Source organism: Pantoea sp. AG702 (genome assembly GCF_003182295.1).
Classification (GTDB): Bacteria; Pseudomonadota; Gammaproteobacteria; order Enterobacterales; family Enterobacteriaceae; genus Pantoea; species Pantoea ananatis.
Genome location: NZ_QGTU01000009.1, coordinates 94928 through 121076 on the forward strand (window position 1 = coordinate 94928; position 26149 = coordinate 121076).

General features: G+C 54.9%; 21 protein-coding genes. 7 read left to right on the top strand and 14 right to left on the bottom strand.

Going from position 1 to position 26149, the window contains the following annotated elements:
• Positions 1 to 38: 38 nt before the first annotated feature.
• Positions 39 to 1619, bottom strand: coding sequence for an EAL domain-containing protein (locus DFO57_RS19665; protein ID WP_014604818.1), 1581 nt, complete (start codon positions 1617 to 1619; stop codon positions 39 to 41).
• 425 nt (positions 1620 to 2044) lie between these two features.
• Complete coding sequence (gene uxuA / locus DFO57_RS19670; protein ID WP_014604819.1) at positions 2045 to 3229, bottom strand: mannonate dehydratase; 1185 nt, start codon at positions 3227 to 3229, stop codon at positions 2045 to 2047.
• 148 nt (positions 3230 to 3377) lie between these two features.
• Between uxuA and DFO57_RS19675 the strand changes: the two genes are divergently transcribed.
• On the top strand, positions 3378 to 4061 hold the full coding sequence (locus DFO57_RS19675; RefSeq protein ID WP_013027581.1) for a FadR/GntR family transcriptional regulator: 684 nt from the start codon (positions 3378 to 3380) through the stop codon (positions 4059 to 4061).
• On the opposite strand, the gene DFO57_RS19680 is transcribed toward DFO57_RS19675, so the two are convergent.
• Entirely contained in the window at positions 4050 to 5105 is a 1056-nt protein-coding gene (locus DFO57_RS19680; RefSeq protein ID WP_013027580.1) for an AI-2E family transporter, read from the bottom strand. The two genes, DFO57_RS19675 and DFO57_RS19680, sit on opposite strands and share 12 nt — an antisense overlap.
• A gap of 265 nt (positions 5106 to 5370) precedes the next feature.
• A complete protein-coding gene (locus tag DFO57_RS19685) occupies positions 5371 to 6750 on the bottom strand; it encodes a nucleobase:cation symporter-2 family protein (protein WP_026021056.1) in 1380 nt (459 codons plus the stop codon).
• 685 nt (positions 6751 to 7435) lie between these two features.
• On the opposite strand from DFO57_RS19685, the gene DFO57_RS19690 reads away from it, so the two are divergent.
• A complete protein-coding gene (locus DFO57_RS19690) occupies positions 7436 to 8941 on the top strand; it encodes a CoA-acylating methylmalonate-semialdehyde dehydrogenase (RefSeq protein ID WP_014604821.1) in 1506 nt (501 codons plus the stop codon).
• Between the two features lie 57 nt (positions 8942 to 8998).
• Positions 8999 to 9817 carry a 5-deoxy-glucuronate isomerase gene (gene iolB / locus DFO57_RS19695; protein ID WP_014594813.1) on the top strand — a complete coding sequence of 273 codons (819 nt, stop codon included), beginning with the start codon at positions 8999 to 9001 and terminating at the stop codon, positions 9815 to 9817.
• A gap of 546 nt (positions 9818 to 10363) precedes the next feature.
• Here the strand turns inward: iolB and DFO57_RS19700 are convergent.
• From DFO57_RS19700 to iolD, 4 genes are all read right to left on the bottom strand, one after another.
• A complete protein-coding gene (locus DFO57_RS19700) occupies positions 10364 to 11215 on the bottom strand; it encodes a MurR/RpiR family transcriptional regulator (protein ID WP_013027575.1) in 852 nt (283 codons plus the stop codon).
• Positions 11216 to 11454: 239 nt separating this feature from the next.
• A complete protein-coding gene (iolE, locus tag DFO57_RS19705; protein WP_013027574.1) occupies positions 11455 to 12351 on the bottom strand; it encodes a myo-inosose-2 dehydratase in 897 nt (298 codons plus the stop codon).
• A gap of 25 nt (positions 12352 to 12376) precedes the next feature.
• Positions 12377 to 13387 carry a Gfo/Idh/MocA family protein gene (locus tag DFO57_RS19710; RefSeq protein ID WP_013027573.1) on the bottom strand — a complete coding sequence of 337 codons (1011 nt, stop codon included), beginning with the start codon at positions 13385 to 13387 and terminating at the stop codon, positions 12377 to 12379.
• 60 nt (positions 13388 to 13447) lie between these two features.
• Entirely contained in the window at positions 13448 to 15388 is a 1941-nt protein-coding gene (gene iolD, locus DFO57_RS19715) for a 3D-(3,5/4)-trihydroxycyclohexane-1,2-dione acylhydrolase (decyclizing) (protein WP_110015622.1), read from the bottom strand.
• Positions 15389 to 15901: 513 nt separating this feature from the next.
• Between iolD and iolC the strand changes: the two genes are divergently transcribed.
• Positions 15902 to 17821 (top strand): 5-dehydro-2-deoxygluconokinase, encoded by a 1920-nt coding sequence (gene iolC, locus DFO57_RS19720; RefSeq protein ID WP_014604825.1) that lies wholly within the window; start codon positions 15902 to 15904, stop codon positions 17819 to 17821.
• A 106-nt stretch (positions 17822 to 17927) separates the two neighbouring features.
• Here the strand turns inward: iolC and DFO57_RS19725 are convergent, their stop codons facing one another.
• Together DFO57_RS19725 and DFO57_RS19730 are read right to left on the bottom strand one after the other, a co-directional pair.
• The gene (locus DFO57_RS19725) at positions 17928 to 18482 is read right to left on the bottom strand and encodes a DcrB family lipoprotein (protein WP_013027570.1); all 555 of its coding nucleotides are present in this window, start codon (positions 18480 to 18482) and stop codon (positions 17928 to 17930) included.
• 117 nt (positions 18483 to 18599) lie between these two features.
• The gene (locus tag DFO57_RS19730) at positions 18600 to 19265 is read right to left on the bottom strand and encodes a 7-cyano-7-deazaguanine/7-aminomethyl-7-deazaguanine transporter (protein ID WP_014604826.1); all 666 of its coding nucleotides are present in this window, start codon (positions 19263 to 19265) and stop codon (positions 18600 to 18602) included.
• A 205-nt stretch (positions 19266 to 19470) separates the two neighbouring features.
• Between DFO57_RS19730 and tusA the strand changes: the two genes are divergently transcribed.
• Positions 19471 to 19722 (top strand): sulfurtransferase TusA, encoded by a 252-nt coding sequence (gene tusA, locus DFO57_RS19735; protein WP_014604827.1) that lies wholly within the window; start codon positions 19471 to 19473, stop codon positions 19720 to 19722.
• 26 nt (positions 19723 to 19748) lie between these two features.
• Here the strand turns inward: tusA and DFO57_RS19740 are convergent, their stop codons facing one another.
• Both DFO57_RS19740 and DFO57_RS19745 read right to left on the bottom strand, forming a co-directional pair.
• A complete protein-coding gene (locus DFO57_RS19740) occupies positions 19749 to 22034 on the bottom strand; it encodes a zinc/cadmium/mercury/lead-transporting ATPase (protein WP_110015623.1) in 2286 nt (761 codons plus the stop codon).
• An 88-nt stretch (positions 22035 to 22122) separates the two neighbouring features.
• Complete coding sequence (locus tag DFO57_RS19745; protein ID WP_013027566.1) at positions 22123 to 22752, bottom strand: lysoplasmalogenase; 630 nt, start codon at positions 22750 to 22752, stop codon at positions 22123 to 22125.
• A 152-nt stretch (positions 22753 to 22904) separates the two neighbouring features.
• On the opposite strand from DFO57_RS19745, the gene DFO57_RS19750 reads away from it, so the two are divergent.
• A complete protein-coding gene (locus tag DFO57_RS19750; protein WP_013027565.1) occupies positions 22905 to 23261 on the top strand; it encodes a DUF2500 domain-containing protein in 357 nt (118 codons plus the stop codon).
• 28 nt (positions 23262 to 23289) lie between these two features.
• On the opposite strand, the gene DFO57_RS19755 is transcribed toward DFO57_RS19750, so the two are convergent.
• Complete coding sequence (locus DFO57_RS19755; protein ID WP_013027564.1) at positions 23290 to 23559, bottom strand: DUF1145 family protein; 270 nt, start codon at positions 23557 to 23559, stop codon at positions 23290 to 23292.
• On the bottom strand, positions 23549 to 24148 hold the full coding sequence (gene rsmD / locus DFO57_RS19760; protein WP_014594808.1) for a 16S rRNA (guanine(966)-N(2))-methyltransferase: 600 nt from the start codon (positions 24146 to 24148) through the stop codon (positions 23549 to 23551). The genes DFO57_RS19755 and rsmD overlap by 11 nt, the downstream gene beginning before the upstream one ends.
• Before the next feature lie 233 nt (positions 24149 to 24381).
• Between rsmD and ftsY the strand changes: the two genes are divergently transcribed.
• A complete protein-coding gene (ftsY, locus tag DFO57_RS19765; protein WP_110015624.1) occupies positions 24382 to 26145 on the top strand; it encodes a signal recognition particle-docking protein FtsY in 1764 nt (587 codons plus the stop codon).
• Positions 26146 to 26149 lie beyond the last annotated feature (4 nt).

Genomic DNA, 26149 nt, shown 5'->3' on the forward strand with positions numbered 1-26149 from the left:
TCACCGTCATTGTGCCGCGTGCGTCAGTAAGTTGCGGCTCAGGTGTTTTCAACCTCAACCGGCAAATGACCATATTGTTTCATCCACGCCACGATCGTGGGGTTATCCATGGGCCTGGCGTAAAAATAGCCCTGGATAAAGGTGACACCATGCTGCTGTAAATAGCGGAACTGCATTGCCGTTTCGACCCCTTCTCCCAATACCTGCAGCTTCAGTTTATGGCTCAGACTGATAATGGCGTCCAGCACCGGCGTTTCCCCCTCCAGGGATTCGATGGCATTGATAAAACCCTGATCGATTTTTAGGTAGTCCAGCGTAAAAGTTTGCAGGTAACTCAGAGAGCAGTGCCCCGTACCAAAGTCATCAATAGCGACTTTCATGCCTGCCTGACGCAGTTGCGCCAGCTTAGCCGCGACAAGGCTCCCTTCTTTGATCAGGCTCCGCTCCGTCAGTTCCAGAGTAATGTTGAATTCGGTTCTCGCCATCCTGTCAGCAAAATTAAGCATATCGTCAACAAAATCCGGGTGCTGAAGATGCTCGGCAGCCACGTTAATCGCCAGATGAAAGCCGGGGTTAGGCGCCCAGCTTTGCGTGTCTTCAACGATCAACGCCATCAAATGATGGGTAATCGGGATAATCATCCCTTCCGCTTCTGCGGCGGTAATAAAGGTGTCCGGGCGCACGCTGTTACCGTTGGGCAGGGTCCAGCGCAACAGGGCTTCTGCGCCCGTGCAACGTTGCAGCGTGCAGCTGTAGGTAGGTTGATAATGCACGCTGAACTGACGGGACTGAATGGCGCGACGAATTTCATCTCCCCAGGAAAAACGTCTGCGAAGCCAGGAGGCGGTAAGAATCATAAACAGCACGGAAAAAATCGCCGCCATCGGCATAAACACGAAAAGAAGCTGCGTCCATGTTTTAACCAGCTCAGCACCGGGCGCTATCAGGGTGACCTTGATGCTATAGCGGGAAGAGGTGGCATGATAGACCTGAGGCTTAAGCCACCTGTCGTCGGCCATTTCACGATCGCCTGACACGATTGGCGCACCGTTACTAAAACGCATGGTTATCTGATAATGATGCGTACTGCCCAGCGCGCTCATAAAATCAATAAGATACTGCCCTTCAACCATCACCCAGAGGGCTCTGCCAGCTGCCAGTTGGCGCACAAATATCACGGCAGGTCGGTCTGGCACGATGTAAGAACCCGCGATGGACAGGCTCCACCAGTCTTTGCCGGTCACGGGCGGGGCGACGCCAATCATGGCTTTAAGCGTAGCGGGCTTGTTACCGTAGGCAGAAGAGCAGCTTACCGTGTTACTTTCCAGTTTGCCGATACCGCGAAAATAGGGATGGAGAGTGCTATTAATCCGCAGCGTATTTTCTATCTTTTCACAGGGTTGGTACTCATACTGGCGCAGCCAGGCGATCATGCTCCAGGCGTTATCGCTGATTTTTTCTGCCTGAGACAGTAAGGTCGCGGCCGTATCAATTTGCTGTTCTTTTACTGTTTTTCTGGCATCAATTATCGTGAACAACAACCCCAGGAGCAGCGGCAATAGTCCTGCGAGGACAATGAGCGATTTGGCATGCTCATGTTTTCTTTTTATTAGCGGCACCGTAAAAACCTCTGAATCGTGATCGTGTTTTGAGAGGTGCTAAGGGTTAATGCAGCATAGCACGCCAGTTCACGCCGCTGGTGAACGGTCGGAAATCCCTTATTCTCCGATATGGTCAATTATCGACCTGGCAGGCAATTAATTGACAAAAAATTCATGCTATTAGTGAATGCTCACACATTAGTTTGATGGCGGCTGTAAACCGGTCGTGGAAAAGGTGAGCTTGGGGGTGTCCTGAAAAGGGTGCAGCGAAGCCGTGGGAGGAGTAATCCAAAACACGGCAGCCAGAAGGGAGAGGAATGAGAACCCTCTTGTTGCCTGGAAAGCGCGGCTGACCAACTGATGACGCGCCATAAATATGAGTACAGCAACCTGTCTAAATTACCCTGTGCCCCGACAGCATAACGACGTCGGGGCAACAACGTTTAGTCCTGGAAATAGATCTGCTTCAGGGCGACTTCGACGCCGCGCAGTTCTGCAAGTCCTTTAAGGCGGCCAATCGCGGAATAGCCTGGATTGGTGCGCTTACGCAAGTCATCCAGCATCTGGTGACCATGATCGGGGCGCATCGGGATGGCTCGCTGTTCGCCCGCCCTACGGCGACGCTGCTCCTCGGCCAGGATCACTTTGATGACGCCAACCATATCCACATCGCCTGTCAGATGGGCCGCCTCGTGGAAGCTGTTGGGGTTCGTTTCTCGCTTTGTTGCCCGCAGGTGCACAAAGTTAATGCGGTCGGCATAGGTTTCTGCCATCTCGATAAGGGCATTATCCTCACGTACGCCGTAGGAACCGGTACAGAAACAGAATCCGTTATGCAGGCTGTCTACCGTTTCTTTCAGCCACTGCATGTCCTCTTGCGTGGAGATAATGCGCGGCAAACCAAGAATTGGACGGGGAGGATCATCAGGATGGACGGCCAGCTTAATGCCGACTTCTTCCGCCACCGGCACGATGGCGCGCAGAAAGGTGGCCATATGCTCGCGCAGCCTGGCTTTATCAATACCGTCGTATTGCGCCAGCTGTGCCTGAAATTGTTCGAGCGTATAACCCTCTTCTGCGCCGGGTAAGCCTGCGATGATGTTGCGCACCAGCGTGGCTTTCTCTTCCTCGGTCATGGCGGCGAAACGCGTTGCGGCGGCCTGTTGTTCGGCGGCGCTGTAATCTTTTTCCGCGCCGGGGCGTTGTAACAGATGCAGTTCAAACGCGGCAAAGGCATCGGCATCAAAGCGCAGCGCCTTAGCGCCGTCCGGCAGTTCCCAGGCCAGATCGGTACGCGTCCAGTCAAGAACCGGCATAAAGTTATAGCATACGGTATCAATCCCGCAGGCTGCCAGGTTGCGAATTGACTGCTGATAATTGGCGATGTAGTGCTGATAATCGCCGCGTTGGGTCTTAATCGTTTCGTGCACAGGAATGCTTTCAACGACTGACCAGGTAAGACCTTTTTCCGCCAGCAGCGCCTGACGCGCTTTGATTTCGGCTACAGGCCACACTTCTCCGTTAGGGATGTGATGAAGTGCTGTGACAATTCCTGTTGCACCTGCCTGGCGGGCATCGTCAAGTGACACAGGATCGTTCGGGCCGTACCAGCGCCATGTATGTTCCATTATTGCTCCTTGGTGGACGTGTGGCCCAGTGGTCAGGCCGCTGGACCAAGAGTAAGATAGCGCGTAAATTAAGGCCGTGATCCGGATCGCAGCAATATAAATACGTATCATCTGATGCCCGAAAGGCGGCCTGCAACAGGAGAGAGTTATGGGGTTAGCGGTACTGAAAACTGAGCGGCTTTATCGGCAAATTGCTAATGCCATCATTGCGGGCATTCATGGCGGCGATTTCGTGCCGGGCGGGGCGCTGCCGCCCGAACGGGAACTGGCCCGACAACTGGGCGTCAGTCGTTCATCGGTGCGTGAAGCCCTGATAGCGCTGGAGATGACGGGTTACGTCAGCATCCACACCGGTACGGGGGTTTTTGTCGCTCAGACCTTACCGCAACCTTCAGCAGGCAAAGAAACCGAGAACTTCAGCCTGCAGGATCTGCTACAGGCGCGCGAAGCCTATGAGAGCATGCTGGCGGGCATGGCGGCGCGAAACGGCAGTGAGGCCCAGCGTCAGCAGCTGCTGTCCCTTAGCGCAGCGCTCCAGGCATTTAATGAAAACGACGCGGCTTTCATCGAGCAGGATAAAGGCTTTCATCTGCTGATTAGCGAGATGAGCGGCAATGATCTGTTGCGGGAAATGATGGAAAATCTGTGGAACAAACGCGACAGCGCCCATTTCCGCCGGCTGGAACGTCATTATGCCGACAATACCTTTGCAGATGAAATGAACGCGGACCATCAGCGCATCGCCGAGGCAATTGCGTCCGGTGATGAGCAGGCTGCACAGGCGGCGATGAGAGATCATCTGCAGCATGTGCAGCAGCGTTTACTTGGTTAACAGCCGCGAAGGCTTGGGGCGGCCGGTTCCCAGCATAATGGCCAGACGGCTCCCGCCCGGGGTAGTTTCCATTAAAATTTTAGTGATGCTGGTCAGAGGAACGGACAGCAGCATGCCGACCGGGCCCAGCAGCCAGCCCCAAAATATCAATGACAGAAACACCACCAATGTTGATAAGCCCAGACCGCGCCCCATGATGCGTGGCTCAAGCATATTGCCGAAAACCATGTGAATGGCAGTAAACAGCGCCGCCACCATTGCCGCGTCAAATACGCTGTTGAGCAGCAGCGCCTGCAGGAAAGGAGGAATACCGGCAATAATCGGCCCGATATTGGGAATAAAGTTAAGGATAAAGGCCACCACGCCCCACAGTAACGCAAATTTCACGTCCAGCAGGTAGAGCGTCAGCCAGACCGCGATGCCGGTGATCAGGCTGATTAGCGTCTTCAATGCCAGGTAATGCGTCACCCCTTTTAAGGCCTTGTGTAAACCGGCGATACGAATTTTGGGGTTCACAAACGAGTTACGCATTTTATAAGGCAGATGGTGCACCTCAAACAGCATAAAGACCACGGTGAGGATCAGTAACACGGTATTGGTCATCGCGCCTGAAAAGCCACTCAGCGCCACACTGGCCAGATTCATAACGGTATTTGGGTCGAAACGCTGAACCAGGGCATCGGTTGAGATATTGAGATGGATGCTGGCTGCCAGATGCTGAACCACCGCCATTTTCTTTTCCATAATGGTGCGCAGTTGAGGATAGAGGTCGGAAAACTCACTCATCGAGCTTGCCAGTATGGCTCCCAGCAGCAGAATCACGATAAAAATCACCGTAATCACCAGGGTAATCGCCAACCCCCGCCGCAGCCCGCGCCGCATCAGTATCGTGACTAACGGATTCAGTACGATGGCAAAAAAGGCCGCCAGAAGTAACGGGACCAGAATGTCGGAGGCCGCTCTTATCCCGGCAAGGATAATCACCAGCATCGCGAGTTTGATTAAGATATTTTGTCCAATTTTTTCCTGCTGTAACGCGTTCATTCTGTATCTCTACGCATAAATAACTGATGAAAGTGTAGTTGAAGGAAAAGTAACGGTCTGATTTGTTAAGGGAAACGGTAAATCAGGCGAGTTTTTTACCCGATAAATGGCGGAATAAGCCGGATTTCCTGCTGTGTTGCCGTCTGGGTGTTAAAGGATTCTGGGGCGGATCCAGTGAGAAAGCTGTCGGAGACATCAAGGGCAGGGGGCATGAGCGCACAGGCGGTCACCCGCAACGACTGCGTCGCGGGTGAATGTGGCAGGATTATAATGACTGTGCGGATTCGCCCTCTTCTACTTCTTCACGTGCCGGCTTGTCTGCGCCAGGAATGAGAAGATTCAGGACAATGGCGACCAGGCCGCCGGTGGTGGCCGCGGAGCCAAACAGATTCTCAAACATGGGCGGCAGATGGGAAAGCGAAGCGGGAACGGATTCGATTCCCAGCCCGAAACTAAACGCCAGACCGACAATCAGTATTTCCCTGCGCGTTAGCGGAGCCTGGCTTAGGATGCGAATCCCCGCCGTGACGACGCAGCCGAACATCACCATTGTGGCTCCCCCCAGCACCGGTGTGGGAATCTGACGCAGTGCTTCGCTGAAAGGCGGAAACAGCCCCAGCAGGATAAGAATGACGCCGACGTAACGACCGACAAAACGACTCGCCACGCCCGTCATCTGGATCACGCCGTTATTTTGCGCAAAGGTGGTGTTGGGAAAGGCGCTCAGCATCGCCGCAATCATGCAGCTCAGTCCGTCTGCCAGAATGCCGCCCTTGAGACGGGCGCTAAAGGTCTTGTCGGTAATAGATTTACCGGAAATCAGGCTGTTAGCAGTAAGATCGCCCACCGCCTCGATGATGCAGACCAGAGAGACCAGCACCACCGGAATGAAAAGCGTACTGTTGAAGTGAAAGCCAAACGGAAACAGAGAGGGTAAACGAAAGACGCTCTCGCCCAGATCGTGAACCTGAAATTTGCCACTCAGGGCAGCGGCAATACAGCCTGCTGCGATGCCGGCCACGACCGATGAAAGGCGTAGCCAGCGGTTACCGGAGCAGCTCAGCACAACGATGACGCCAAGCGTTAACGCACCCAGCGCCAGGTTACTGAGGCTGGCAAAATCCTGGGCTTTCTCACCGCCGCACCAGTTAATCACACTGACTTTTATCAGGCTGATACCAATCAGCGCAATCACGCTCCCCGTCACCACCGGCGTAAAAACCCGCTTTAAGGTATCGATGAAGCGGCTGACGATGACCGGCACCAGCGCCGCGACAAAGTTGACGCCAAACAGCATCGCCATGATGTCTTCTGGACTGCCGCCCTGTGCTTTGACCCACAGGCCGCCGGAGATGGCCACACCAAGAAAGGCAAAACTGGTGCCCTGCATGCATATCATGCCGGCACCTATGCCCCATACCCGGTTTGACTGCAGAAACGTCCCGATGCCGGAGGCAAGGAGCGACATGCTGATCAAATAAGGCAGCCACGCATCCAGACCCAGCGCCGTGCCGATCAGCAACGGGGGCGTAATAATGCCAACCAGGCCCGCCAGCACATGCTGTAAAGCGCTGAAGAAAGCCTGGAGTGGTGGGATTCGCTGGTCCAGTCCGTACAGTAAGCCGCTGTTTTTTGGGTCAGACATGATTATCTCTTTCGGGTGCAGGGAGGTCCGACGATATTGCATAAAGCAGGCCAGGTTTTGCGTTGTGTCGAGGGATCTCATAAATAATGCTAATAATCATACAGATAGACCGTTACTCTGCGATGCAGGAAAGGCGGTAAGCTGTGAAACACATGATTCCTGATTTGCAATCAGGAAATTATTGGTTCAGAAAATGGCCGTGGTTGAGGGATTTTGCACCACTGTCGTGCACCAGTTTGGCTTAAGGGCGTTGCGCCAGCAGAGTGAACCTTGTCAAAGGCAGGCTGAGGGCAAGAGGTGCGTAAAAAGAAATATTCATTTCACTATGCGATTTAATGAAACTTAAAAGGAAGGCGGTGTTTTGTCTCTCCCTGCTTATTTTGACGCCTGACCGGGAAGGGACGACCGCATCAGTGCAGGCTTCACGCTGGCGTTTGTCGTCACAGCATACAGGCACTAACTTCCCCCTAGACAAGTCATGTACAGCCATTGCTGGCGAGCCGTTCAGAGCGACATGCAAAAATGCGATCTGCCCCGCTAAAAAGTAATTTTTCAAAAATATTTATTTGAAAAATTTATTCCATTGTAATAGCTTCTCAGCATGCTTTTGGCTTTTCCTGCCCAGCCAGCATGCCACTTCTTGTGCTTTGCCTGCTGGAACCGTACATACCAAAGAGGCAACATCATGACTATCGTAGGAAATTTTATTGGCGGTAAAACCACGTTCAGTGCCAGCAACGAAACCATTCCTGTGTTCGATCCGGCAACCGGCAAGGTGATCCGTGAACTTACCCAATGCAGCGCAGACGAAGTGGCCCAGGCAATCGACGTGGCGCATGCAGCCTTTCCTGCCTGGTCCAAAACCGCCCCGCTGCGCCGCGCACGCGTGATGTTCAACTTTAAAGCCTTAATGGAACAGCATCGTGATGAGCTGGCGGCGCTGATCGTGTCCGAGCACGGCAAAGTCTGGTCTGATGCGTTGGGTGAACTGACGCGCGGGATTGAGGTGATTGAGTTCGCCTGCGGCATTCCTCACCTGCTTAAGGGGGAGAACTCGCCTAACGTGGGCGGCGGCGTAGACAGCTACTCGCTCATGCAGCCGGTCGGCGTGGTTGCAGGGATTACCCCCTTCAATTTCCCCGCCATGGTGCCACTGTGGATGTTCCCTATTGCCCTGGCCTGCGGCAACACCTTTGTACTTAAACCCCCTGCGCTGGATCCGTCTGCCGCCGTGCGCATGGCGGAGTTACTGAAAGAAGCGGGCCTGCCGGATGGCGTTTTCAACGTGGTACACAGTTCGAATGAGAATGCAGAACAGCTTTACAAAGATCCCCGTATCGCGGCCGTTAGCTTTGTGGGTTCGTCGGGTGTGGCTGAGCACATTTACAAAACGGCCAGCGCGCACGGCAAACGCGTGCAGGCATTTGGCGCGGCCAAAAACCACGCTATCGTCATGCCTGATGCTGACCTGGACGCCACGGTCAATGCCATCATGGGGGGCGCATTTGGCTCGGCGGGTGAACGCTGCATGGCGTTGCCTGTCGTGGTCGCAGTAGGCGATGACACCGCCGATAAACTGATTTCGCGCCTGACGCCGCTGATTAAAGCATTACGCGTCGGGCCGGGCATGAGTAAGGGCAGTGACGAGAATGAAATGGGGCCTGTCGTTTCGGCCGCCCATCAGAAGAAAGTGCTGGGTTATATCGACATCGGCGAGCAGGAAGGGGCAACGCTGGTTGTGGATGGTCGTCACCAGAAGGTTGCAGGTTATGAGGACGGCTACTATGTCGGTGGAACGTTATTCGATCACGTAACCCCAGAGATGGTGATCTGGCGTGAAGAAATCTTTGGCCCGGTGCTGAGCATCATGCGCGCGCCGGATTACGACAGTGCGCTGAAACTGGTTAACAGTCACGAATTCGGCAACGGCAGCGCCATTTTTACCAGTAATGGTCACACGGCGCGTGAATTTGTCCAAAACGTCGAAGCCGGAATGGTCGGCGTCAACGTGCCCGTGCCGGTGCCAATGGCATTCCACAGTTTTGGTGGCTGGAAGCGCTCGGTGTTTGGCGCACTGAATGTCCACGGTCCGGACGGCGTGCGTTTTTATACGCGCATGAAAACAGCGACCGTCCGTTGGCCGAGCGGCCAGCAAACGGTTTCTGAATTCAGTATGCCGACGTTGGGTTGAGTGGGCGCTGAGTGACAGCGTATTGACGATAAAGGGCGATGGATTAGGAGACGGCGGATGTCATTACTCTCAAAGGTAAAACAGCCCGATGAGCAGGGGCGCATACAGCAGGTAACGCCAGACAGTGCGGGCTGGCGCTATGTGGGTTTCGAGTCTTTCCTGTTAAAACAAGGACAGACGCTCGACATGACCAGCGGTGACAGCGAGCTTTGCCTGGTGCTGGTGGCAGGCCTGGCCTCGATTAGCACACGTCATGCAAACTTTCCGGGGTTAGGTAAGCGAATGTCGCCGTTTGAACGTACGCCGCCTTATTCCGTGTATGTCCCTCATGATGATGCAGTGACGGTAAGAGCGGACAGCGATCTTGAGCTGGCGGTCTGCAAGGCACCGGGGCAGGGCGACAATCTGCCCGCCCGACTGATTGCGCCAGAAGATGTCGGCGTTGAGCGGCGCGGCAAAGGCCACAACCAGCGACTTGTGCACAACATTCTGCCGGACAGTGAACCGGCAAATAGCTTGCTGGTGGTGGAAGTGTTTACCGATGAGGGCAATACCAGTTCGTATCCGAGTCACAAGCACGACCAGGAAAACAGCGAGAACGAAACCTATCTGGAAGAAACCTATTACCACCGTTTTGAACCCGAACAGGGCTTCGCGATGCAGCGCGTTTATACGGACGATCGTTCTCTGGATGAGTGCATGGCTGTTTATAACCGGGATGTCGTCACCGTACCGCGCGGTTACCATCCTGTAGCAACCTTGGCTGGCTATAACAATTACTACCTTAACGTTATGGCAGGGCCGGTTCGCCTGTGGAAATTCAGCTGGGAACAGGATCATGCCTGGATCAACAGCGATCGCTATCCGTCACGTTAATCACTGCTGAAAGCAAAACGGCAGCCTGAGGGCTAATGCGGGTCATTTAAGGCCCGGTTGACCGATCCAGTGGAAGGGATCAAAGGGGTTCATGTTCATCATGAACCCTTTTTTATGGAACTCTCACAGGCTCTGGGCATCATTCATTCCACTTCTCCCGAACGCGCCCGTTCGCTCTCTGATCTTATTCCCGCTGAGCCTCAGCAGAGCCACCAGTGAGATATCGCGGCTCCTGATGAGTTACCCCGGGCACGGTTCCGGGCGAACTGAGAACGCCGTATAAAAAGGCGAGATGGCTGATACTGCCGGGGCGAAGAGAACGAAACTTTCCGCGGGAGCTGCGAATAAGATCACGGAAATATGCCGATAAAAAAAAGCTGGTCACCTAAGTGACCAGCATTGAGCCTGAGGACTGCGTTTTTGTCGCTGCAGAGGGCGTTTCTCGCCGGGACGCGCGGGGGCGTCATGCTCCCGGCTTTACTGAGGGCGCGTGTATCATGTGTTCAGGTATGACGTGTAAGCAGTGCCGCCGCAGCTGGCGGCATGTCAGGAGAGCTGACCGGACTGCGCATTCGCCAGCGCCAGGGATACGGCCAGCGTTTGTGCCAGGCACAGCGAGGCAACCTGAGAGCGAAAACCGTCAACCTGGGCTTCGCGTACAACGAAACAGACGTCACTGAAGGCGGCAAGTGGGCTGACCTGGCTGTCAGTGATCGCGATTAAGCTGGCACCGCGTTTGGCCCCCAACTCGACCACTTCTACCGCCTCCCTTGCATAGGGTGAACAGCTGATGGCAATCACCACATCTTTGGGCGTAACCAGATTAAGCTGTTCTGTAAACATGCCGCCCAGCCCGTCAATCAGGAAGGCACGGCGTTCCAGATGGCGCAGGGCATACACTAGATAGGAGGCAACGCTAAACGACCGCCGCAGGCCGATTACGTAGACGTTTTCGGCTTCGTTCAGAAGCTGCACGGTTTTGTCTAACTGGTCCGGGCTCACCTGCATGGCCAGCTGCTGCAGGGCCTGACTGTTGACCATGGTGAAAACATTGAGAATTTCAGCCGGACTTTCGGGCGAATTCGCAGCATCGTCCGCTGCTGTCTGACGAAACAGCCGCGCTCGTTCTGTATAGTTGACGGTCTCTTCCATCAGATGCTGACGAAAAACCTGTTTCATTTCATTGAAACCGCTGAAGCCAAATGCATTAGCAAAGCGAATCAGCGTAGATGGCGGAACGTCGGCCTGCTGCGCAATAGAGGCCACGGTGTCAAAAGCAATACTGTTACTGTTATCAAGGATATAACGAGCCACCTGCTTCAGACGCTTGCTCAGCGTTTCGTAGCGACGGCGAATCTCGTCCTGCAGCAGTGAAAGTTGGGAGGGATTATTACTCATGACATCTGCTCATTTGCGGAAAACGTGGCTGGATAATGAACGCTATGATATCAGATGGTTGGAAAATTTCATTTTTTTGTTATGTATGCAGCTTTTATTTCATTGGTTTATGAAATGACTCACAGATTCACCGCGACAGGGGCGACGCGCGGGCGAGCTGGCCACTAAAACAGGCTGCATCCGATGAGGGCACAGCCTTACACAAGACCTGATCATTCTCTTCAAGGCGGATAACAGTCTTACAGTCCGGTATTCTCCCGAATATATTTTCTTGCCTTTACCGCGTACTCGAACGGATTGGCCAACGCAGGATCCTGTTCAGCCTCAACCACCATCCAGCCTTGATAGCCGTAGTCATCAAGAATTTTGAAAACCGGTTTAAAATCAATCACGCCGTCGCCTGGAACGGTGAAGGTGCCCTTTTTCACACCGTCCAGAAACGACAGGTGCTGGTCACGCACTTCTGCGACAATCTCATCCCGCACGTCTTTCAGATGAACGTGGAAAATGCGCGGCAGATGGGTTTTCAGCACTGCCAGCATCACGTCCTGTGAGCCTTCAGAATAATAGATGTGGCCGGTATCATAGAGTAAACCGACATTGTCATGCGTGAGCGCCATGAAACGGTCGATTTCCGCGGGCGTCTGAATGCCGGTGCCCATATGGTGGTGCAGGCAAACGCGCATCCCTTTCGCGGCGGCAAGGTCGGCAAGCGTATTGTAGCCTTCCGCCGTTCTCTGCCACTCGTCATCGTTAAACACCGGTTTGTGATCGAACACTGCCCGTGCTGTGCCCTGAATACTTTTACTCTGCTCTGAACAGCCGATCACCCGGGCACCCATTTCATAGAGAAAATTCATGTGCGCCGTAAAACCCTCAAGGGTCTCGTCTTTGTCACCCTGCGCAAAAAATGTGCTGAACCAGGCGTTGCAGATCTGAATGCCGCGAATATCGAGCATTGGCTTGAGAATGGCAGGATCGCGTGGGTATTTGCTACCCACTTCACTTCCTGAGAAGCCCGCCAGTGCCATCTCGCTGACGGTTTGCTGAAAAGTATTCTCGCTGCCCAGCTCGGGCATATCATCATTTGTCCAGCCAATGGGCGCTATCGCCAGCTTTACGTTATCGTTGTTCATTGTTTACCTGCCAAAGGCGAGAGATTTAGTTATAGAATGCCGGACGAGCGGGCATTTCAATCGGTTCAATGGCACCGCTTTTCTGCGCCTTGATACAGGCGTCAGCGGCGACGGAGGCGGCAAAACCATCCCAGGCAGACGGACCGGTTAACTGCCCGGCTTTCACGTCGTTGATAAACGCCTGCAGTTCGACGTCGTAAGCCTCGATAAAGCGGTCTTTCCAGTCGACTAAAATGGTGTTGGAAAGTTTGGCCTGTTTGCGCAGCTGCACTGACGAAGGCTCCGGCAGTCTGGCGATGCCTTCTTCACCCACTACCTCACACTGAATGTCGTAGCCGTAGGTACAGTTAACAAAAATTTCTACATCGATGCGCACGCCTTTTTGCGTTTCAAACAGGACGATTTGCGGATCTTTCAGATGCGGACGCGCTTTGGAACTGACGCGCGGGAAAACCACCTGCACGCTTTTGTAGTCGTCACTCGTCAGCCAGCGCAGTACGTCAAGTTCATGAATTAACGTATTGGTGATCGCCATTTCCGTATTGTAATTTTCGGGCACCGTCGGATTGCGATGCGCGCAATGCAGCATGAGCGGCTCGCCGATTTCACCGTCGGTAATCACTTTTTTCAGCGCCCGGTAGCCGGCATCGTAAGGCCGCATAAAACCCACCTGAACCAGCCGCTTACCGTGCTGAATTTCTGCTTCGACTACCCGACGGCAACCCTCTGCGCTCATGGCCAGCGGTTTTTCACAAAACACCGGCTTACCCGCCGCGATGGCCGCCAGGGTAAACTCTTCATGCGTCGGATCCCATGAGGTCACCAGCACCGCATCCACATCAGGTGACTGAATCACCTCATAGCCATCCTTGCAGACTTGCGCATCACTATTCAGCCGTTGCAGTGCAGCCTGCGCGCCTTCAACGTTGATATCAGATACCGCGACCACTCTTGCCCCTTGTAAGACATTGTTGCAGCGGCGAATGTGTTCCTGACCAATCGCGCCTGTTCCAATCACACCAAGTTTCAATGTCATAATTACACCTGTAGGGTTAAATCGAAGAGAAGAAACAAGGGCCGTCAGACGGCCCGGAAATCAGTATTTGCGGGCCTGTGCCAGATGCGCATTCAGTTTGTCCGCCACATCCTGCGTGCGCGCCGATTGAGCAGTTTGTGCAACGCCAACGTGCCACCAGCTGAAATATTTATGAATCATGGTCTTAGGCAGTACTTTAATATCTATCAGCGTAGAAACCTGCTGTGTTTTCGCATCGTCCAGCGCAGCGTTAAGCTGTTCCAGCGTGCTGACGCGATAGGTCTTGCACCCATAACCGGCAGCAATTGCGGCAAAGTCTACCGGCACCAGGCTGCCGTTTAGCTTACCGCTGTCCGTATTGCGGAAGCGAAACTCGGTAATGAAGCTGTCCATACCGTGCTCCATTTGCAGGTTGTTAATGCAGCCATTGCTCATGTTATCCAGCAGCACCACGTTGATTTTGGCACCCTCCTGAATTGAGGTTACCAGCTCGGAATGTAGCATCATAAAAGAGCCGTCGCCGACCAGGGCATAGACTTCCCGCTGGGGCTCCGCAAGCTTAACGCCTAACGCCGCATTCACTTCATATCCCATACAGGAATAGCCGTATTCGAGGTGATAGCCGTTATAGCCGCGCGTGCGCCAGACGCGTTGCAGGTCGCCGGGCAGGCTGCCTGCAGCACCGACGATGACGGCATCGGCAGGCAAATGTTGGTTGAGGGTACCCAAGACACTGCTTTGGGTCAGCAGAGACTGCGTCAAGCGATTGAATTCGGCGTAGACGGCGTCCCGATCCAGATGGTCGGCAATCTCGGGCACAAATTCAGCATCGTTATGTGTAACGTGATACACGCGCTGTCTTTCTTCTTCTAACTGTTGCCGCGCCTCGGCAACCTGCGTGCCCCAGTCGTTGCCATAGTGCTGCGAAACCAGCCCATGACTGAGCGCCAGCAGGGCTTCACGCGCATCGGCAAGCAGCTGCACGCCATCCAGTTTGTAGCTGTCAAAATTGCTGACGTTGATGTTAAGAAAGCTCACCTCGGGATGCCGGAAAATCCATTTCGATGAGGTGGTAAAATCGGTATAGCGTGTGCCAATCCCAATCACCAGATCGGCGTCTTTTGCCAGCAGGTTTGCCGCCAGACAGCCGGTTTCACCTACGCCGCCAACGTTGAGCGGATGATCGGACAGCAGCGTCCCTTTTCCGGCCTGCGTTTCAGCGAACGGAATCTGATACCGTTCAGCGAACGCCTGCAGCGCCTCGCCCGCCCCCGAATATTTGACGCCACCGCCGCAGATAATCAGCGGCTTACGTTTGCGGATAATAAGCTTCAGCGCATCTTCAAGTTGGGCCACGGTGGGCTGACGACGGTCCAGTCGGTGCACGCGTTTCTGGAAGAAATAGTCGGGGTAATCCCAGGCTTCGCCTTGCACATCTTGCGGTAAAGAGAGCGTGACGGCCCCGGTTTCAGCGGGGTCGGTGAGCACGCGCATCGCATTAATACAGGCGCTCATTAACTGTTCAGGGCGGCTGATGCGATCCCAGTATTTACTGACCGCTCTGAAGGCATCATTGGTGCTGATGCTCAGATCCCAGGATTGCTCAATCTGTTGCAACACCGGGTCAGGTTGTCGGGTGGCAAAAACGTCACCGGGCAGCAGCAGCAGGGGAATTCGGTTCGCCGTCGCCGTGGCCGCCGCCGTTAACATGTTGGCCGCACCCGGGCCAACAGAAGAGGTGCAGGCGATGATCTGACGCCGCAGGGATTGTTTGGCAAAGCCGGTTGCAGCGTGCGCCATTCCCTGCTCATTGCGTCCCTGGTATACCACCAGATCCCCACTGTCCTGTTCCAGTGCCTGGCCCAGACCCAGTACATTGCCATGGCCAAAAATGGCAAAAATGCCATGGACAAACTTCGTCTCATGCCCGTCTACGTCAATGTATTGATTATCAAGAAATTTAACTAATGCCTGTGCGGTAGTCAGTTTGATGGTGGCCATAAACTTTCCTCAACGTGCTGGCTGTAGCGGCGTCCGGCCCCGCGTATAAACGGCGTGACGTAACGGAGAGAGCTACCGGGATAACTGAAATGTCAGAGGATTATAAACAAATGCATTTTTCATAAAATACAATTACAGAAGAAATATTTCATTTTGCGAGGGGGATCAAATTTACATTCCTGCCGATCCCACGTAATACGCAGGAAAGGGGGGAACTGGAATGATTGGTGAGAGTTGCCGTTTTTTAAGATATTTCATTTCATTGTCAGGTCAGCCCTAAAAGACGGGCGGTGAGTCTGCCGCCTTGTGGTACGCGGTGCGCAGGGCATGGCGATAAAGTACCGGGGAGCGACAGATTTTTAACTGGTTCACATAATTGCATTGTAAGTTTCATTTTGAATTGAGTTTGGAATATTTGTTCCTCATACTGTGTTTATCGCTAATCAGACACCTTCAGACCCCGATATCCAACTTGTCCACAGTGTCTGCTCATCACAGAAGGAAACCAGAAGCATGAGTACACAACAGAAGCGTCTTGATGTGATTTGTATTGGACGCATCGCCGTAGACTTCTATGGTCAGCAAATTGGCGCGCGACTGGAGGACACCACGTCCTTTGCCAAATATCTTGGCGGTTCATCGGGTAACGTCGCTTATGGCACCGCTATTCAGGGGTTGCGTTCGGCCATGCTGGCGCGCGTAGGCGATGAGCATAACGGCCGTTTTTTACGTGAAAGCCTGCAAAGGGTTGGGTGTAATACCGATGCGCTGATAACGGATAAAAAACGCCTTACTGCCCTGGTGATTCTCGGCATCAAAGACGACGAAACGTTCCCACTCATTTTTTATCGTGATAACTGCGCCGATATGGGGCTGGTGCCAGAGGATATCGAGGAGTCCTTTATCGCCTCCTCCCGCTCGGTAGCGGTCACCGGCACGCACTTGTCACATCCCCAGACCCGGGCGGCTGTGCTAAAGGCGCTGGAGCTCGCCCGCAAAAACGGCCTGCGAACGGCGCTGGATATCGACTACCGGCCAGTATTGTGGGGATTAACCTCGCTGGGTGACGGTGAAACACGTTTCATTGCATCGTCAGAGGTAACGGCGCAACTGCAGCAGGTCGTCCACTATTTCGATCTTATCGTAGGCACCGAAGAAGAATTCCATATCGCGGGCGGCAGCACCGATACGCTGACGGCGCTGAGAAATGTCCGTGAGGTCAGTAAGGCTACGCTGGTCTGTAAGCGGGGTGCAATGGGATGCGTTGTCTTTGAACATGAGATTCCGGAAAGCTGGGAGCAGGTAACGCTGCACAGCGGCGTGCGCGTCGAGGTGTTAAACGTGCTGGGCGCAGGTGACGCGTTTATGTCGGGCCTGCTGCGTGGCTGGTTAAATGATGAAGGCTGGGAGCAGGCCTGCCGTTATGCCAATGCCTGCGGTGCGTTGGTGGTTTCACGCCACGGTTGCGCGCCGGCGATGCCGACCCGAGAAGAACTGGACGATTTTCTGAGCCGCGAAAACGCCGTCAAGCGTCCGGATCTGGACAGTCGATTAACGCACCTGCACCGCGTGACCACCCGGCAGCGTGCCTGGCCGGAACTCAATATCTTTGCCTTTGACCATCGTAAGCAACTGGTCGATATGGCCAAGGCAGCGGGGGCTGACGTCAGCCACATTCCTCAACTCAAGCTCCTGCTGCTCCAGGCCGCAGAGCAGGCGGTACAGCAGGCAGGCATTGAAAGCAAAAGCGGCATTCTGGCCGATACCACCTTCGGACAACGAACGCTTAACGCCATTACCGGCAAGAACAGATGGATCGGGCGGCCGATAGAGTTACCGGGATCCCGACCGTTACGCCTTGAACACGGCAATATCGGCACACAGCTTGCCAGCTGGCCAATGGAGCACGTGGTAAAATGTCTGGTGTTTTATCACCCGCATGACAGCGCCGAACTGCGTGAAGAGCAGGATGCCGTGTTGCTGGATGTCTGGAAAGGCTGTAACAAAAGCGGGCATGAACTGCTGTTGGAAGTGATTCTGCCAGAGGGGCAGCCAGACCGTAACGAAGCCTGTTATCTGGCGGTTCTGAGCCACTTTTATGCGTTGGGAATCAAGCCGGACTGGTGGAAATTACCGCCCCTGTCAACAGCGAGCTGGCAGGCCATTGGCACCCTGATTGAGGCGCAGGATCCTCACTGTCGCGGTATCCTGTTGCTCGGGCTGGATGCGCCAGAGGAGACGCTGAAACTCGGTTTCGCTGCGGCTGCGGCTGCGCCATGGGTGAAAGGCTTCGCGGTGGGACGGACGATTTTTGCCCAGCCTTCAAGTCAGTGGTTGCAGGGTGAAATTGACGACGCGGCGCTGGTAACGGCTGTAAAAGATAACTATCTGCGTTTGATTGATTACTGGCGCACGGCACGCGAGCAGGCGTGAAAAGAACCAGAATCGAGCCGTGTGGAGACGTGCTTTCCCACGCGGCTCGCTGTTTTCAGGGCGGGAACCTGAAATAACACCCATATCAGGCAAGGGCCTGTTGCGGTTATTTCAGTTTAATGCTCTTCACTACCGTTTCAGCATCGCTTTGCGCCTGCTGCTGGTTCTGGCCCGGCAGCGTGATCTGCATGGTCATCAGCTTACCATCCACCTTGGCCAACACGACGGAAGACCAGGAGGTCTGGTTATTGGCTGAGATCACGGTGTCCAGCTGCTGTGCAGGTTCGCCGCCCAGGGTGACCGCTTTGTTAGAGACAACCTGTAGCTGCGGATCGCGGTTACGCTGCTGTTGTTCCATGCGCTGTGATAAAACATCCAGCCCTTCGTTAGTGGGATCACCTGCAATGACGATAATCGCCCGCGCGCCGCTTTCATCAGCATACACGTGCATATTGGTGCTTTGTGAGCCCAGCTTGCCGCTCTTATCGGACATGCCCGGCGGTAAGGCGAAGCTTAACTTGCCATCCATCAGCGTCACGGTTTGTGCCGACTGACTGGCAGATGCGCCGTTGTCGTTTGCCGCGTCATCTTTCTTTTGGTCACAGGCGGCAAGGCCGAGGACCAGCAAACCAATTCCCGCATATTTCACTAAATTACGCATCAGAATCCCTTTTTAAATTTCCACTCAGGCGTTTATACAACAGGAATCAGGCTGCAAACGCAACCTGAGTATTGTCAGAAGATTTTAGCGGATTGTCAGGAAAGGCTGTATTGCCGGTTAGCCGAAATGTATCTGTGGTTGAGCCTGGCGTTCGGCCAGACGTTTCAACGCCGCATTGAGCAACACACCATAGGCAGGCAGGAAGAACACCATGCAGATCAGCACCTTGAAACTGTAATCGACCAGGGCGATTTCCACCCAGTGCTGCGCCATAAACGCATCGGAGCTTTTATAGAAGGCGATAAAAAAGAACGCCAGCGTGTCGCTGATATTACCTAAAAACATGGCACAGCCGGGCGCTATCCACCACTGCGGCAGGCGACGCAGGCGGTTAAAGACATGCACATCCAGAATCTGGCCCAGCGCGTAAGCCATAAAGCTGGCGCAGGCGATACGGGCGACAAACAGGTTCACCTGCTGCAATGCCTGCCAGCCTTGCCACTCGCCCTGATAAAACAGGCTGGAAATGGTATAGGAGATAAACAACGCCGGCACCATGACCGCCAGAATAATCCGCCGTGCAAGCGGCGCGCCAAAAATGCGGACGGTGAGATCGGTCGCCAGGAAGATAAACGGGAAACTAAAGGCGCCCCAGGTGGTATGGAAACCAAAAAGGGAGACGGGCAACTGCACCAGATAATTACTGGAGGTAATCACCAGCAGGTGAAACAGGGACAGCCAGAAAAGCGCATAAGTGCGCTGACGCGGGGTAAATGCGAGCATAGTTAGCCTTTTTAATCGTGGGGTGAGGGAACCCATTGCAGGGCGCAGAACGGTCCGCGCACTACGGTTTCATGAACAAAAAACGGCCGCATCTTACCCTGGTGTGCTATTAATGCAATGGCTAATTTTAACGCAATCGTTATCGCCTTGCGTCAAAGGGCTGACGCGCTAGAATAAGCGCCCGCCAACCTGAATTGAGATCGTGATGAGTGATGCATTTTCTTCCGCCGACCATCAACTGGATGCGTTAGGCCTTCGCTGTCCCGAACCGGTCATGATGGTTCGCAAAACCGTGCGTGGGATGCAGGACGGTGAAACGCTACTGATCGTGGCTGACGATCCGGCGACCACGCGGGATATTCCCGGTTTTTGCCGCTTTATGGAGCATCGCCTGTTGGTCGCGCAAACCGACACGTTGCCTTATCAGTTTTTGATCAGGAAAGGGATGGGCGAATAACGGCGGCACCTGCCGCCGTCAGGTTGTTAATCCCGCGTGCGCAGCAGCCGCAACGCGTTCGCCGTGACCAGCGCGGTGGCGCCAGAATCAGCCAGCACCGCCAGCCACAATCCGGTCAGTCCGAGAAGCGTGGTAACCAGAAACAGCGCCTTAAGCCCTAACGCAATGCCGATATTCTGACGAATAATTGCCCGGGTGCGACGCGCCAGACCGATCATCGGAGCCAGATGGCTGAGCTGATTGCGCGTCAGGGCCGCATCGGCTGCTTCCAGCGCGACATCGGTGCCGCTGCCCATGGCGATGCCCAGCGTGGCCGCCTTCATGGCTGGCGCATCATTGATGCCGTCGCCCACCATTGCCACAACCTGATGCTGACTGAGCTGGCGAACCCGCTCAACCTTGTCGGCGGGTAATAAGCCTGCGTGCCACGCGATATCCAGTTGTTGCGCCACCACAGCCGCCGCTCGCGGGTTATCCCCTGTGAGCATAATGCTGTTGATGCCGAGCGCCTTTAACGCCTGCAACGCGGCAGGCGTTTCACTGCGCAGCCGATCGCGCAACGCGAGCGCACCCAGCGCATCACCATTACGCAGCACAATCACCAGGGTTTCGCCCTGGGCTTCCTGCTCGCTAATCATGTCCAGTTGCCGGGCGTTGAGCGCGTTGACGTAAGCCGGTGCCAGCAGTTCAATGCGCTGGCCTGCAACCTCGGCCCTGATGCCGCTGCCGGCGATGGCCTGTTGATGCGCGGCTGCCGGAATTGTCAGGGATTTCGCCTGGGCCGCAGCCACAATTGCCGTAGCCAGCGGATGCGTGGAGCCTTGTTCAACGGCGGCGCCCAGCAGCAGAATCTCGTCTTCACTGAGATCGCCGAATGACAAAATGCGGGTTAACTGCGGTTTGCCTTCCGTGAGCGTCCCGGTTTTATCGAACGCAATCGTCTGCACCGTACTCAGGCGTTCCAGGGCTGCACCGCCCTTGATTAAAGCGCCGCGCCGCGCCGCGGTCGCAAGGCCAGACGTAATGGCCGCTGGCGTCGAGATCACCAGTGCACAGGGGCAACCGATGAGAAGTAACGTCAGCCCTTTGTAGATCCACGGTAGCCATGGACCCGCGCCGAGCAGCGGCGGTATGACCATGACCAGCAGCGCCAGCAGCATGATTGCAGGCGTGTAAATGCGGCTGAAATTATCGATAAAGCGTTCCACCGGAGCACGATGGCTTTCGGCTTCCTCAATCAGCTGCAAAATGCGGTCAATCGCGCTCTCGCCGGGTTTTGACACCACGTCCAGCGTCACCAGCCTGTCCACGCTGGTGGCGCCAGCAAGCACCTTATCGCCCCGCATGCGAAGAACCGGCAAAGACTCGCCGGTTAAGGCGCTTTCATCGAAGCTGGCGCTTTCCGCGACCAGGCATCCGTCAACCGGCAGGCGACCACCGGCGGCAACCTCTATACGGTCGCCTGGCTGCAGCGCCGCCAGTGGAACCTCACTGCGAACGCCATTTTGCAGGCGCACGGCCGATTCGGGACGGATCGCCATCAGCTGACTCACGCCACTGCGCGCACGGATTGCCGCATAGGCCTCCAGGCGTTCACCCAGTTGGAACAGCAGCAACACCATGGCTGCTTCCGCATGGGCGCCAATCAACAGCGCGCCCGCCGACGCCAGCGTCATCAGGGTTTCGATCGTAAAAGCGGAGCCGGTTCGTAGACGTTGCCAGGCTTTACGCGCGACCGGTGCCAGACCAACCAGCGTGGTGAGAATAAATAATCGATCGCCCCACACAGCATTGACCTGGCTGAGCGCAACGCTGGCCAGCATTAACCCGGCGAGCAGAAAAAGGGGGATATGTGTTTGCCAGGGGGCGGGTGAAGAAGCGGAAGCAGCGGTGGAGGAGAGTTGAAATCCGGCTTTTCTGACGGCGTCTTCTATCGCGCCTTGAACCGGTGCGCGGGCGTCAACAATCAGCTTCTCACTGGAGAATACGACGCGGGCCTGGGTGACGTCAGGAAGCTGACGAACGGCCGTTTCGATAGCGCGGGCACAGCTGGGGCAGTCCATGCCGCTGACCAGCCAGCTGAACTGAAAAGCATCTGAGGACCGTCGTCGGTCACCTTCGTCATTGGCTTCACTGCTGGATGAACTGCCGCACGCGCAGTCACCAGCGCAGCCATTGCCGTCAGAAATTTCAGGCGTTGCCGCAGTAACAGACAGCGAACCAGAACGAACAGGGCGGATTGCACAAAGCGGTTTTGCGGCACGGTGCGTACCGCAGGGCTTACCGCAGCCACAAGCATGATGTTGATGCATATAACCTCCGGAAGACGTGGGCACCATGCCCACGCCTTATCTTACACCCGACGGTTTATTCCATCTTCAGATTTATTGTGACGCTTTCTTAGTAAATCCACAGGGAGCGGACAATCATAAAGTGGCCCGCAAAATAGCAGGCTGCGACGATGGCGCTGTCCGCGCTAAAGCGGCGACGGTAATGGCTGATAAACCACACAATATTGGCCAAAAGAAGCAGGGCCGAACCGACGAGAATCGAAAAGCTGTAATCGCTGGGACGGAAAAAATATTGCTCTGCCGCCATCCAGTTCATCACCAGCGTCATGCCGATAAGCGTACAGACCGGCCAGCGTAGCGTTTCCAGCTTGCTCCACAGAATGCCAATCACGACAACCCCGATGATCAAAAAGGTCAGCGGAATGGGCCAGTAGAAACTCATCGTCATGTTGGCGGCGAAGCACAGCGTATAGAGCAGATGCGACAGGAAAAACGCGCCCAGCGCGTAGAGCGTCTGCTGACGTGGAAGCAGCGTCAGCGTATCGCCGACAAGCGTGGCGACCAGCCCGGCCACAATCAGATAGTCTGACGTGTTGCGCGTAGGGGCTTGCCAGGCGAGGCCGACTAACAGCAGTAAGGTTACCGGCTTGAATAACCAGCGTTGCCATTGAGGTCCCCGGTAAGAGGCATCCACATACAGCCAGCCGGAGAAAAGTACCGCGAGAAAGGACCAGAGCATTGCTTCTCCCTATTGACCAAAAATGGTGACAGTTCCTGAAATACTCCTGTCAGTCTAGGTTACGCCAGCCTGATGTGACAATCGGTCAACTCTGGTTGTATGCTTTAGCGCGCCATGTACGCCATCTGTAACCTGAGAAACGTTGGGATATTATGAAACCACCGCTACTTTTTATCATTGTGCTGGCTGTTATCGCCGTTTTAGCGACTCGCCAGTTCATCAAACAGCGGCGTGAAGCCGCCGTCAACGATGCCTCGCCGGTTCGCACCCTGACAGTCGAAGTGAAAACCAAACGTGAGTTTTCTGTTTCCAGCCGGCGCTCGCGTGAACGGGAAGTGATCGCCGGTGATGAAATGCGCTATGAGGCCTGGTTTCATCCGCTGAACGGCGAAAGCGATATTAAGATGCGGGTAAGTGAAAGCGACTACCATCTGATGGACAAGGGCACGCAAGGGGAACTGACTCTGCAGGGCTCGCGCTTTATTCAGTTTACGCCCGCCCGGCACTGACGGCGGGCCAGGTGCCCGCCGTGACGACTTACTTACGTGGAAAGTTTTTTTTCTGCCACGCGACCAGTTCGAATACGCCAAACAAAAAGACTTTTATCTGGGTGACACGATCGATCGGCGGCGCATCTTTACCTTGGGTGGTGCGCAGCAGGACCAACTGCAGACCATGCATCAGAATCATAAATATCAGAGCCACATTGATAAACCAGGTCAGTGGCTTAGGATAAGGATGAATCAGGTTAAACAGTAAAAAACCCCATACGCACAGCATCAGCAGGCGTCCTAAATTAAGTAACATCGTGTGTCTCCTGTTGGCGCTGATATAAGCGATAGGCCACCTGGCCGGCAATTTTTTCGCGGTATAGATCCCAGTGTGCTGGAACCGGGGGAGCACCGCGTTCAACTTCACTTTCAACGTAGATGAGTGCGTCAGCAGTCAGCCAGCCGTTATTCTCCAGCAGTTGCAGCGTTTGTTCCAGCAGGCCCTGACGAAACGGCGGGTCGATAAACACGATATTAAACGGCTTACCGCTCTGCGCCAGCCATGTCAGCGTATTGGTCTGCACAACCTGGCCGTTGGCGGCCTGAAGCGTCTGTAAATTTTTGGCCAACTGCTGCGCCACCGGGCGTTCCAGCTCCAGTAACGTTGCCGACGCGGCGAAACGCGACAAGGCTTCCAGCCCCAGCGCACCACTGCCGGCAAAGCAGTCCAGACAGTTGGCCGCCTGAATAGACGGCGCCAGCCAGTTAAACAGCGTTTCACGCACTCTGTCGGTAGTCGGACGCAGTCCGGCACTGTCCGGCACCGGCAATTTGCGGCCGCGCCACTGTCCGCCAATAATGCGGATTTGGCCTGCACCACCAGTCTTACGGGGAGGTTTTATCATCTTGCTCACAAATCTTCATAATTTGTTGCGTAGTTTAACGGGCGAAACGATGAGAAGAAACGTTAAAAAAGGGTGCTGTGGTGAGCTGGCTGGAAAGTGTTAGACTACAGCGTTGCTGCTGTTATGCATAATTCTGCGGTTTGACGCTCATCTGGCGTTTATCACCAATACTGTTTTTAACCCTGGGAACATTGTGCTACCGGGATGAAGCCATCGAGGAGTGTGGTTACACAATGGCAAAAGAGAAAAAACGAGGCTTTTTTTCCTGGCTGGGATTTGGCAAAGAAGAAGAGAAACAACCCTCAACGGAAGCGCAGGCATCACAAACTGCACAACCGGAAGTCCAGCAGCCAGAACAGGAAGCCCCGGCAATAAGTCAGGCGGAGATCCACGCGGAAGAGACCGTTGCAACGACTGAAAAAGTCGTTGAACAGCAACACACAGCGGATCCCGATAGCGAAGTAAAGCTGACAGCAATTACCCCATCGGCTGAAAACGTGCCTGATCCGCATGATGGCGTTATCACGCCCGCAGAACCTGCGTCCGAGCCAGTGGACGATGAGGCGCCGCTCAGCGATGACGAACTCGCGGCACTGGCGCTGGCCGATGCGGAGATCGTGGAGGTTACGCCGCACGAGCCTGAAATCCTTCAGTCCGAACCTGTCCCGGTGGCAGACGAAGCACCGCTCAGCGATGACGAACTCGCCGCACTGGCGCTGGCCGATGCGGATATCGTGGAGGTTACGCCGCACGAGCCTGAAATCCTTCAGTCCGAATCTGTCCCGGTGGCTGACGAGGCACCGCTCAGCGATGACGAACTCGCCGCGCTGGCGCTGGCCGATGCGGATATCGTGGAGGTTACGCCGCACGAGCCTGAAATCCTTCAGTCCGAACCTGTCCCGGAGGCAGACGAGGCGCCGCTCAGCGATGACGAACTCGCCGCACTGGCGCTGGCCGACGCGGATGCCGTTCAGGATGTTCCAGAAAACGCCGATCGGGTGGAGCCAACAGATACCGTCAGCGATCTTCCTTTAGCCGCCGCGCCACTGGTGACGCAGGAGCAGGATCGTCCGACAAAAGAGGGCTTCTTTGCCCGCCTGAAACGCAGCCTGGTGAAAACCCGTCAGAACCTGGGATCGGGTTTTATCGGCCTGTTCCGTGGCAAAAAGATTGATGATGAGCTGTTTGAAGAGCTCGAAGAGCAACTGCTGATTGCGGATGTGGGGGTCGAAACGACGCGCCGTATCATCACCAGCCTGACGCAGCATGCCGACCGTAAACAGCTTCGCGATGCAGAGGCGCTTTATGGCCTGCTGAAAACTGAAATGGCCGACATTCTGGCGAAAGTGGAAGAACCGCTTAATGTTGAAGGCAAAACGCCTTTTGTCATTTTGATGGTCGGTGTTAACGGCGTAGGTAAAACGACCACCATCGGCAAGCTGGCTCGTCAGTATCAGGCAGAAGGCAAGTCGGTCATGCTGGCGGCGGGCGACACCTTCCGTGCAGCGGCCGTTGAACAGCTTCAGGTATGGGGCCAGCGTAACAACATTTCTGTGGTGGCGCAGCATACCGGTGCCGATTCCGCTTCGGTGATTTTCGATGCGATTCAGGCCGCGAAATCCCGTGGCGTTGACGTGTTAATCGCCGACACCGCAGGCCGTTTGCAAAACAAATCGCACCTGATGGAAGAACTGAAGAAAATTACGCGCGTCATGAAAAAGCTGGATGAGCAGGCGCCGCATGAAGTCATGCTGACAATTGATGCCAGCACCGGGCAAAATGCCATCAGCCAGGCCAAACTGTTCCATGAAGCGGTTGGTCTGACCGGTATTACCCTGACAAAACTGGATGGCACGGCCAAAGGCGGTGTGATTTTCTCGGTGGCAGATCAGTTTGGCATCCCTATCCGGTATATCGGTGTCGGAGAAGGCATCGAAGATTTACGGCCGTTCAAGGCCGAGGATTTTATTGAGGCATTGTTTGCCCGAGAGGACTAATTAG

Coding starts and splice junctions, on each gene's coding strand:
- uxuA (WP_014604819.1), bottom strand. CDS start 3,229: ATGGAACATACATGGCGCTGGTACGGCCCGAACGATCCTGTGTCACTT.
- DFO57_RS19675 (WP_013027581.1), top strand. CDS start 3,378: ATGGGGTTAGCGGTACTGAAAACTGAGCGGCTTTATCGGCAAATTGCT.
- DFO57_RS19680 (WP_013027580.1), bottom strand. CDS start 5,105: ATGAACGCGTTACAGCAGGAAAAAATTGGACAAAATATCTTAATCAAA.
- DFO57_RS19685 (WP_026021056.1), bottom strand. CDS start 6,750: ATGTCTGACCCAAAAAACAGCGGCTTACTGTACGGACTGGACCAGCGA.
- DFO57_RS19690 (WP_014604821.1), top strand. CDS start 7,436: ATGACTATCGTAGGAAATTTTATTGGCGGTAAAACCACGTTCAGTGCC.
- iolB (WP_014594813.1), top strand. CDS start 8,999: ATGTCATTACTCTCAAAGGTAAAACAGCCCGATGAGCAGGGGCGCATA.
- DFO57_RS19700 (WP_013027575.1), bottom strand. CDS start 11,215: ATGAGTAATAATCCCTCCCAACTTTCACTGCTGCAGGACGAGATTCGC.
- iolE (WP_013027574.1), bottom strand. CDS start 12,351: ATGAACAACGATAACGTAAAGCTGGCGATAGCGCCCATTGGCTGGACA.
- DFO57_RS19710 (WP_013027573.1), bottom strand. CDS start 13,387: ATGACATTGAAACTTGGTGTGATTGGAACAGGCGCGATTGGTCAGGAA.
- iolD (WP_110015622.1), bottom strand. CDS start 15,388: ATGGCCACCATCAAACTGACTACCGCACAGGCATTAGTTAAATTTCTT.
- iolC (WP_014604825.1), top strand. CDS start 15,902: ATGAGTACACAACAGAAGCGTCTTGATGTGATTTGTATTGGACGCATC.
- DFO57_RS19725 (WP_013027570.1), bottom strand. CDS start 18,482: ATGCGTAATTTAGTGAAATATGCGGGAATTGGTTTGCTGGTCCTCGGC.
- DFO57_RS19730 (WP_014604826.1), bottom strand. CDS start 19,265: ATGCTCGCATTTACCCCGCGTCAGCGCACTTATGCGCTTTTCTGGCTG.
- tusA (WP_014604827.1), top strand. CDS start 19,471: ATGAGTGATGCATTTTCTTCCGCCGACCATCAACTGGATGCGTTAGGC.
- DFO57_RS19740 (WP_110015623.1), bottom strand. CDS start 22,034: ATGCATCAACATCATGCTTGTGGCTGCGGTAAGCCCTGCGGTACGCAC.
- DFO57_RS19745 (WP_013027566.1), bottom strand. CDS start 22,752: ATGCTCTGGTCCTTTCTCGCGGTACTTTTCTCCGGCTGGCTGTATGTG.
- DFO57_RS19750 (WP_013027565.1), top strand. CDS start 22,905: ATGAAACCACCGCTACTTTTTATCATTGTGCTGGCTGTTATCGCCGTT.
- DFO57_RS19755 (WP_013027564.1), bottom strand. CDS start 23,559: ATGTTACTTAATTTAGGACGCCTGCTGATGCTGTGCGTATGGGGTTTT.
- rsmD (WP_014594808.1), bottom strand. CDS start 24,148: ATGATAAAACCTCCCCGTAAGACTGGTGGTGCAGGCCAAATCCGCATT.
- ftsY (WP_110015624.1), top strand. CDS start 24,382: ATGGCAAAAGAGAAAAAACGAGGCTTTTTTTCCTGGCTGGGATTTGGC.